At 55.5% G+C, this 8,551-nt stretch carries 10 protein-coding genes and 1 tRNA gene; 8 read left to right on the top strand and 3 right to left on the bottom strand.

The window, feature by feature from the left end:
• The first annotated feature begins 16 nt into the window (after positions 1–16).
• The 3 genes from WG915_RS11630 to WG915_RS08835 all read left to right on the top strand — a co-directional run bounded on the left by WG915_RS11630 (position 17) and on the right by WG915_RS08835 (position 2,294).
• Positions 17–175 (top strand): integrase core domain-containing protein, encoded by a 159-nt coding sequence (locus WG915_RS11630; RefSeq protein ID WP_445227818.1) that lies wholly within the window; start codon positions 17–19, stop codon positions 173–175.
• Positions 176–387: 212 nt separating this feature from the next.
• A complete protein-coding gene (locus tag WG915_RS08840) occupies positions 388–915 on the top strand; it encodes a gluconokinase (RefSeq protein ID WP_339565010.1) in 528 nt (175 codons plus the stop codon).
• Positions 912–2,294 carry a GntP family permease gene (locus WG915_RS08835; RefSeq protein WP_339565009.1) on the top strand — a complete coding sequence of 461 codons (1,383 nt, stop codon included), beginning with the start codon at positions 912–914 and terminating at the stop codon, positions 2,292–2,294. The genes WG915_RS08840 and WG915_RS08835 overlap by 4 nt, the downstream gene beginning before the upstream one ends.
• Before the next feature lie 79 nt (positions 2,295–2,373).
• On the opposite strand, the gene WG915_RS08830 is transcribed toward WG915_RS08835, so the two are convergent.
• The 3 genes from WG915_RS08830 to WG915_RS08820 are packed head-to-tail and all read right to left on the bottom strand — an operon-like array spanning position 2,374 to position 4,416.
• On the bottom strand, positions 2,374–2,682 hold the full coding sequence (locus WG915_RS08830) for a fluoride efflux transporter FluC (protein WP_339565008.1): 309 nt from the start codon (positions 2,680–2,682) through the stop codon (positions 2,374–2,376).
• Entirely contained in the window at positions 2,679–2,996 is a 318-nt protein-coding gene (locus WG915_RS08825; RefSeq protein WP_339565018.1) for a fluoride efflux transporter family protein, read from the bottom strand. Before WG915_RS08825 ends, WG915_RS08830 begins: the two co-directional genes overlap by 4 nt.
• 1 nt (position 2,997) lies before the next feature.
• Complete coding sequence (locus WG915_RS08820; protein ID WP_339565007.1) at positions 2,998–4,416, bottom strand: alanine/glycine:cation symporter family protein; 1,419 nt, start codon at positions 4,414–4,416, stop codon at positions 2,998–3,000.
• Positions 4,417–4,703: 287 nt separating this feature from the next.
• On the opposite strand from WG915_RS08820, the gene pgm reads away from it, so the two are divergent.
• From pgm to WG915_RS08795, 5 genes are all read left to right on the top strand, one after another.
• Positions 4,704–6,365, top strand: a complete 1,662-nt coding sequence (gene pgm, locus WG915_RS08815; protein ID WP_339565006.1) for a phosphoglucomutase (alpha-D-glucose-1,6-bisphosphate-dependent) — start codon at positions 4,704–4,706, stop codon at positions 6,363–6,365.
• A 55-nt stretch (positions 6,366–6,420) separates the two neighbouring features.
• A complete protein-coding gene (locus WG915_RS08810) occupies positions 6,421–6,900 on the top strand; it encodes a MauE/DoxX family redox-associated membrane protein (protein WP_339565005.1) in 480 nt (159 codons plus the stop codon).
• Positions 6,901–6,938: 38 nt separating this feature from the next.
• Positions 6,939–7,661, top strand: coding sequence for a thioredoxin domain-containing protein (locus WG915_RS08805; protein ID WP_339565004.1), 723 nt, complete (start codon positions 6,939–6,941; stop codon positions 7,659–7,661).
• 173 nt (positions 7,662–7,834) lie between these two features.
• A tRNA-Ala gene (locus WG915_RS08800) sits at positions 7,835–7,907 on the top strand.
• A gap of 219 nt (positions 7,908–8,126) precedes the next feature.
• Complete coding sequence (locus WG915_RS08795) at positions 8,127–8,546, top strand: pyridoxamine 5'-phosphate oxidase family protein (protein ID WP_339565003.1); 420 nt, start codon at positions 8,127–8,129, stop codon at positions 8,544–8,546.
• Positions 8,547–8,551: the final 5 nt, after the last annotated feature.

Below are 8,551 nucleotides of genomic sequence, written 5' to 3'. Positions count from 1 at the left end.
GCGGACGTGGGCCGACGTGGCTGATGTTGAGATCGCGACGTTGGACTGGGTTTCGTGGTGGAACGAGTCACGACTTCACCAAAGCCTGGACTACCGTACGCCGGCTGAGGTCGAGCACGAATTTTGGATGAGTAGCCCAGAACAAGAAATAATAGAAATCAAGGCAAACGCCTAGGAACAAAACCCGGGGCACTTCAACTCCACAAAAAACAACACCACAATTGAGTGGGTGGTCCGGGCTGTATAACACGAGGATTCGCCCCCACTGTTGTGGTTCTAGTAGGGGATTGTGGCACCCCTTTTCAGCTCCATTGCTCGCCGTTTTGGTATCAGTCCCACTACAGGGAATACTGATAGGAACATAAATTGTTCAACAAGGAGGGTTCGATGGACCATCGACCTATTCATCTGGTGTTGATGGGTGTGAGTGGCTGCGGTAAAACGTCGGTCGCTAGTACCTTGGAGCGCCACCTCAGCTGGCCCTACGCCGAAGCTGATGATTTCCATCCGCAAGCAAACAAGGACAAAATGGCGCTAGGTGTAGCGCTCAACGATGAAGATCGCTGGCCGTGGCTTGAAACCCTCAGAAGCTGGATGAGCAACCATGCAAAGGCCGGCAACAACACCATCGTTACTTGTTCCGCACTTAAGCAGTCCTACCGTGACCTTTTGGCACAAGCCGACGGCGACGTAGTGTTCGTCCATCTTTCAGGAAGCCAGAACCTCATCGCACAGCGGATGTCGTCTCGAGTAGGACATTTTATGCCTGCTACGTTGCTCCCCTCCCAATTTGCTACCTTAGAGCCGCTTGCACCTGCAGAAGACGGCTTCACCGTCGATATTGCCCGTCCTATCGCGGATATCGTCGATACCGTTCTTGCAGAACTCGCTGCACGGAAGGATTCACAGAAATGATCTCACTTCTAGCGGCAGATACCGCCCCTTTGACAAACGCCCCTAGCTCCCAACTGATTTTTGCAGCGTGCTTGGGTATCGCAGTAATCATCCTGCTCATCAGCTGGGCCAAGATTCACCCATTCCTTTCCCTGATGCTCGGCTCAGCCACTCTTGCGTTGACGGCAGGCATCCCGCTGACTAAAACGTTTACGTCGTTTAGCTCAGGTTTGGGCTCAACGGTTGGCGGCGTCGGTGTGCTCATCGCGCTCGGTGCGATCATTGGTGCGCTTCTCGTCAGCTCCGGTGGCGCCGATGAAATCGTAGATACCTTCTTGGATCGAACCTCCGTGGGGAAGCTGCCGTGGATCATGGCAGTGCTGGCATTCATTATTGGCATCCCGTTGTTTTTCGAGGTCGGCCTAGTGCTGCTCATCCCGGTGGTGTTGCTGGTTGCTCGCCGCACAAAGATCCCCGTAGTCTTGCTCGGCATTCCGGCACTCGCAGGTCTGTCCGCGCTGCATGGCTTGGTTCCGCCACACCCTGGTCCGCTAATTGCAATTGACGCGCTGAAGGCGAATCTTGGCTTGACGCTGGGATTTGGCTTGTTGGTGTCCATCCCGACGGTGATTATCTCCGGCCCAATTGCGGCAAAGATCATGGTTAAGTGGGTTCCGATTCAGGCACCAGACACATTTGATGCCAAGCATGCCATTCCGCGCGAGGCACGTCCAAGCTTTACTACCGCGCTGTCAGTCATCTTGATGCCCGTCGTTTTGATGCTGGCCAATACGGTTGCTGAAACCACTGGTGTCGAGCCTAAGTCTCTGATTGGAACGGCGCTCGGCTTTGTCGGCAGCCCACTGGTGGCCTTGCTGATCACAACGCTGTACGCAATGGTGGTACTTGGCTTGCTTACAGGTAAGAATCTGAAGGAAGTTTCGGATCTAGTCGGTGGCTCCTTCGCCCCGATCGCCGGCATTCTATTGATTGTTGGCGCTGGTGGTGGCTTCAAACAAACGCTCGTAGATTCTGGCGTCGCAAAGGTCATTGGTGCATGGATTCAGGGGGCGCCCCTTTCCCCGTTGGTAGCTGGTTGGTTGGTAGCCGTAGCGATTCGTCTGGCTACCGGTTCCGCCACTGTATCCACCATCACCACCGCCGGCATCATGGCCCCGGTAGCTGCTGCCGGAATGACGGATACTCACATCGCTTTGTTGGTTCTGGCCATCGGTGCCGGTTCGGTATTCCTCTCACACGTCAATGATGCTGGCTTCTGGCTGGTGAAGGAGTACTTCGGTATGACCATCGGTGAGACATTCAAGACCTGGTCTCTCATGGAGACCGTGTTGTCTATCGTCGGGCTGTTGTCTGTGTTGTTGCTCGGCTTGGTGGTTTAGTCGCTGCTTCTCGACGTCCATCCTAAAGGCCCGACCAGGAAGTATCCTGGTCGGGCCTTCGCCATGCCAGAGCAGCAGGCTAGCTTATGGCGATCCACATCGCTGCGGTACCGGCCAGCAGGGTGAGTGCCAAGTAGACGCAGGCTTTCCTTAAGGGGAGCGTTCCTACTTCCTTGGCGAGGGTAGACCAGGTGGACAACGCGCCAGCTAGCCCCGCAGCTAGGAAGAAAGGGGATTCCGCTGTGGAAGTCGCCCAGCCCAGCAGCGCGCACGCCACGACGTTGGCACAGAAGGTGCCCCACAAGGGCGGCAGCCGGCGAGACAGGAACAAGCGCATGACACCACCGCACATGCCTCCGAGCGCGACGAGAACTATCGCAGTGCTCATGGCGAGACCCGTCGATAAGCTGCGTTGCCAAGCTGCCAAGCCCCCAGACAGCCAAGCACCGTCAGCGCCAAAACAATGAGACGATCCTCAGCAAACAAGGAGAGTTCGAAGGCACTGAAAGTGGTGAAGCCGCCGAGAAACCCGGTGCCCCAGAATAGCCCGGGGCGCGTACGCCCCATTAGATAACAGCCGATGATGTTGATCGTGACTATTACCCAGACGCTGGGGCCTAACAGCAGCGCTAATAGATAGCGGGCTACAGCGCCCAACGCGGCGCCGCAGCCCACCCACAGATAGTCCTTCACAACTGGAATACTACTTCCAGCCGTTGTCTTCCTGTGCAACGTAGTCGGTGACATCCTCGTGAGAGGCCGTCAGCTTCGGATCGAACTTAAGGTACGCCAGGGTTTCCTTGGCGATGAGACCCGAGAGCAGCAACAAGCCGATGAGGTTTGGTAGTGCCATGAGGCCGTTGGCAAGGTCTGCCAGCGTCCACACTGTTTCCAGCTCAGTGGTGGCACCGAAGTACACCACGATGGTGAAAATGAGTCGATATGGCAGCGCTCCGTGGCGGCCAAACAGGCGCTCAACGCAGCGCTCACCATAGTAGGACCAGCCGATGATCGTCGAAAAGGCGAAAAATACCAGGGAGATGGACACGATGGAGCCGCCCCAGTGGCCAGGCAACGCAGTGGCGAAAGCATCTGCGGTCATGGTGCCTGCTGAATCTTTACCCTGGCTCCAGGTGCCAGTAGAGATGATGACCAAACCGGTAAAGGTAACCACCACCAGGGTGTCGATGAAGGTCTGTGTCATGGAGACCAGCCCCTGGCGTACCGGATGGGACGTCTTCGCAGCTGCAGCGGCGATGGAAGCAGAACCCATGCCGGATTCGTTGGAGAAGATGCCGCGGGCAACGCCCATTTGTAGGGCGAGAATGATGCCGGAACCGAGGAAGCCGCCGGTTGCTGCGGAACCAGTGAAAGCGTCGCTAAAGATCAGCGCGAACGCCCCGGGGATCTTCGCTGCGTTAATCGCCAGGACGGCAAGAGCGCCAACAATGTAGATGAGGATCATGAGTGGTACGAACGCCGAGGTCACCTTTCCGATTGCCTGAATGCCACCGAGCAGCACTGCTCCCAGGCAGATAAACATGATGATCCCGGAGACGTGAGGGGCAATCCCGAACGCGTCGTGCATGCCCGTAGCAACGGCATTTGCCTGAGTGAGGTTGCCGATACCGAAACTGGCGACAATCGCAAAGAGAGTGAAAGACAATCCCAGGATTTTTCCTAGTGGCCCCTTGATGCCACGCTCCAGGTAGTACTGTGGCCCGCCAGACATTTCCCCGGCAGAATCACTTGTGCGAAACCGCACGCCAAGAAATGCCTCGGAGTATTTGGATGCCATGCCTACGAGGCCAGTAACCCACATCCAAAAGAGCGCGCCAGGTCCGCCCACAGAAATCGCTGTGGCTACGCCTACGATGTTGCCCACGCCCACCGTTGCGGCGAGTGCAGTCGTCAGCGCTTGGTAATTGCTGATGTCTCCTTCGCCGTCGCCATCATTGCGGTCTATCAGGCCGTGTCTTAGTGCAGTGAACAGTGTGCGGAACTGCAATCCACGCAGTCGAACTGTGAGCACTAGACCTGTGCCGAGCAACAAGGGGATCAAGAAGAACGGACCCCAGACGAACGTATCGATGTCGCCCAAAAGCGTTGTGAAATCAGACATTGGATTCTTTCGCCGAATGGAATTAATGAGGTACACCAAGCTCTGCTGCGACCGGTGACTTGGATTACATTCTGCCTTGTGGGTAGTGAATTTTGAAACCGTTTCGCCAAAATTCGCGGGAATCCTGCAGGTAAAACCCCCAGATGGGCGGGATAGCAGGAAAATATGGTGGGCAAGCACCGTCCGATGGGGTAGGGGGAGATATGCAGTGCTCTGCGTAGCGGGACGGAAACAGGAAAGATGGAAGGTGTAACCAGAAAGTTTTCCACCAGCCAAAGGAGTTTCACGTGGCTCACGAGCGTGCAGGACAGCTTGCCAAATCCGAAGACCTCATCGACATCGCATCGTTGGTGACGGCTTACTACACCTTGGAGCCGGATGTGTCTGTGCCTGAGCAGCAGGTGGCATTCGGCACCTCCGGCCACCGTGGTAGCGCTTTTGATTCGGCATTTAATGAAAACCATATCTTGGCCATCACACAGGCGATCGTGGAGTACCGGGCGTCGCAAGGCATCGAAGGCCCGCTCTTTATCGGCCGGGACACGCACGCCCTGTCCGAGCCAGCCATGCTGTCCGCCCTAGAGGTGCTGCTGGCTACTGACGTCGAGGTGCTTGTCGACGACCGCGGCCGATACACCCCAACCCCCGCAGTCTCTCACGCTATCCTCTCGCACAATGCACAGCTAGCAGGAGGCGTGCTGGGAACAGATCCACGCCGCGCTGATGGCATCGTGATCACACCATCCCACAATCCTCCTCGCGATGGCGGTTTCAAGTACAACCCGCCCCATGGCGGGCCTGCGGACACAGACGCGACGGACTGGATCGCCAAGCGAGCTAACGAGCTGCTCGAAACGGAGCTCGAAGGAATTGAACTCACCCGGGTCGAAGGCGTGTTGGATGAAAGGGCTACCGCCTACAACTACATGGATTCTTATGTGGCGGACCTGCCAAATGTCATCGATATCGCGGCGATTAAGAAGGCAGGGATCCGGATCGGTGCGGACCCTATGGGTGGCGCTTCGGTGGACTACTGGGGGCACATCGCTAAGACGCATGGACTTGACCTGACCGTAGTCAATCCGACGGTCGATGCCACCTGGCGCTTCATGACGTTAGATACCGATGGCAAGATTCGCATGGACTGTTCCTCTCCGAACGCTATGGCTTCGCTCATTGCTAACCGAGACAAGTTCGACATTGCTACTGGTAATGATGCTGATGCTGACCGGCATGGCATCGTCACTCCCGATGCCGGCCTGATGAACCCGAATCACTACCTGGCGGTAGCCATCGATTACCTTTTCGCGCATCGTCCGGGTTGGGGGGAGTGCACTGCAGTGGGTAAAACCCTCGTGTCCTCCTCCATGATTGACCGTGTAGTTGCTGCATTGGGCTGTGACTTAGTCGAGGTGCCAGTGGGATTTAAATGGTTCGTCCCAGGGCTTATCGACGGCAGTGTGGGCTTCGGTGGTGAAGAGTCCGCTGGCGCATCGTTCTTGCGACATGACGGCACAGTTTGGTCGACGGATAAGGACGGCATCATTCTGGATCTTTTGGCCGCGGAGATCCTTGCGGTGACGGGCAAGACCCCATCCCAGCGCTACGCAGAACTGGCAGAACAGTATGGTGCTCCGGAGTATGCCCGAACTGATGCTGAGGCCAACAGAGAGCAAAAGGCTGTGCTTAAGGCACTGAGTCCGGAGCAAGTCTCCGCCACGGAGTTGGCAGGGGAGTCGATCACTGCGAAAATGACTGAGGCGCCGGGAAATGGCGCTGCGATTGGTGGACTCAAGGTGACCACTGAAAACGCATGGTTTGCGGCACGTCCCTCTGGTACCGAGGATAAGTACAAAATCTATGCGGAGTCCTTCAAGGGTGCCGATCACCTAAAACAAGTCCAACAAGAAGCACAGGAATTGGTTTCTGAAGTCCTAGGCAACTCCTAGCCGAGGCAGACGTTGCTCCTAGGCTTTCCCAAACTGATCTAATAGAATGACGAATATGACCGTGACCTCGACTGTTGATCATCAACCCAATTCCCGACGGTTGGGAATTTCGCTGATTAGTGCGGTGTCACGGTTCGGGCTGGCGCTCGTGTGGCTCATTTCCGGTTTTCAAAAGATGAGCGACCCGCTGGCCTTTCGTCAATCAGTACAGGCCTACGAGCTGTTTCCCCCAGAAATGGTCTCACTTATTTCGACAGTGCTACCGCCTATAGAGCTCGCGCTAGGGCTGCTCTTGTTGCTCGGACTTTTTATTGTTCCGGCAGCAGCAATAACGGCATTGTTCATGGTGTGTTTTATCTTCGGGCTTGCCTCTGCGGCAGCTCGAGGCCTGGAGATCAATTGCGGTTGTTTTTCCGCAGGTGAAGCAAGCAGCTCAAGCTCACTGTGGCTGGCGATTCTCAGGGATCTGCTGTTCCTGGCGATGGCGGGTTGGGTGATGAAGTGTCCATTTACTAAGTTTGCATTGCACCCTTAGGCCATCTCTATCCATACAAACAAAGGTATTAACAAGACGTGAGTAACAAGATTAAGAGCCCAAATGAGAAGAGCAACGGCTTTCTCTGGGCGCTGTTGACCATTCTGCTGATCGCCGTAGTGGTGGTGGGCTACATTTTCTGGAGTGGTAAGAGCTCCAAGATTGAAAACGTCACTGAAGAGGTACCGCAAACTCAAGTCTCCTTTGACATGGAGATGAAGGACAATGCTTACGTTTTGAAGTCAGACAAAGCTACTGACGCCACCCCACAAGTGGATCTGTACGAAGACTTTTCCTGCCCGCATTGCTCCGAACTTGCTACCGCAACTGATAAGCAGATGGTTGAGGCCGTAGATGCTGGCAAGCTGATCGTCAATGTGCGGACCCTGAACTTCCTCGATGGCGGGAATGCGGATGGTCACTCCACTCGCGCTGGTAATGCGCTGATGATGGTCGCACAATCCGAGGATGCTTCGACTTATTGGAACTACCGTGACCTGCTGATGCAGAAGCAGAAGGACATTTACTCCAAGTGGAACATGGCAGATTTTGCTGAGGCAGCCCGTAAGGTCGGTGCATCCGAAGACACCGCAACCAAGATTGCAGAGGCCCCGGCCGATCATGCAGATGCAGTGGCCATGTTCAAGGCAAATGAAGAAAAGCTCAAGACTGAGACCGGCAAGGTTTCTTCTCCGCGCATCATCAAGGACGGTAAGGATATCGACGACCTACAGAACTGGGTAGAAGTAGCTACATCCTAATCAGAGTGTGATTGGCGGGCCCCGAGGTATCTCCTCGGGGCCCGCGTGTACTTGTGCAGGGGCAGCCATACAGGGCGGTTCGCCAGATCTGTTTTGGACTCGGAAGAATTACCCCTTTGAACAGGCAATTTGTTTAGTTTATTTGGTTCGGTGTAGTCTCAAGGAAGCTTTATGGGGCTATGGCGCAGCTGGTAGCGCACCACACTGGCAGTGTGGGGGTCAGGGGTTCGAGTCCCCTTAGCTCCACAAAATAGAACACTCCACACCTCTTGGTGTGGAGTGTTTCGCGTTTGTCACATTCGGTCGGAAACCACGATCGTTGAGCACTTTAGGTTAGTTCTAGCCTCATCCGAGCTGCGCCTTCAATGATTGACAACCTACTGGTAGCGCGGGAGAGTAGTTGCCCCTTACCCCCGCTGGCGGAGCGAGCAGACATTGAACGGGGCGCGGTGGAACAATGGAACTATGTCTGATAACTCCTCTGTCCGTATTTTGGATCGTGAAGCTGCACTCGAGAAGCTTGGCAGCGTACAACTAGGCCGTTTGGTAGTGCACCGCAATGACCAATTCGATATTTATCCGGTCAACTTTGTGCTGGATGGCGAAGAAATCTACTTCCGTTCGGCAGAGGGCAACAAGCTGTTCACCGTGGCCTTAAATCACGAGGTGTTGTTCGAGGCTGACCAAGTTAGCGATGGCACCGCGTGGTCGGTCATCGTCCGCGGCGATGCCACCATTCTCACCTCTACCAAAGAGATTGACCGTGCGGATTCGTTGTCGCTGAAGCCGTGGATTCCGACGCTGAAGTACAACTTTGTTCGCATTAAGCCGCGGGAGATCTCTGGACGCTTCTTCGAGTTGGGCGAGGAGCCCGAGCGCTACTAGGTTGT

Origin of the sequence: Corynebacterium sp. H128, from assembly GCF_037482625.1 — a bacterium.
Taxonomy (GTDB): Bacteria; Actinomycetota; Actinomycetes; order Mycobacteriales; family Mycobacteriaceae; genus Corynebacterium.
The sequence above is the reverse complement of the archived record's forward strand: the minus strand, read 5'-3'. Positions and strand labels throughout refer to the sequence as shown.

Coding starts and splice junctions, on each gene's coding strand:
- WG915_RS08840 (WP_339565010.1), top strand. CDS start 388: ATGGACCATCGACCTATTCATCTGGTGTTGATGGGTGTGAGTGGCTGC.
- WG915_RS08835 (WP_339565009.1), top strand. CDS start 912: ATGATCTCACTTCTAGCGGCAGATACCGCCCCTTTGACAAACGCCCCT.
- WG915_RS08830 (WP_339565008.1), bottom strand. CDS start 2,682: ATGAGCACTGCGATAGTTCTCGTCGCGCTCGGAGGCATGTGCGGTGGT.
- WG915_RS08820 (WP_339565007.1), bottom strand. CDS start 4,416: ATGTCTGATTTCACAACGCTTTTGGGCGACATCGATACGTTCGTCTGG.
- WG915_RS08810 (WP_339565005.1), top strand. CDS start 6,421: ATGACCGTGACCTCGACTGTTGATCATCAACCCAATTCCCGACGGTTG.
- WG915_RS08795 (WP_339565003.1), top strand. CDS start 8,127: ATGTCTGATAACTCCTCTGTCCGTATTTTGGATCGTGAAGCTGCACTC.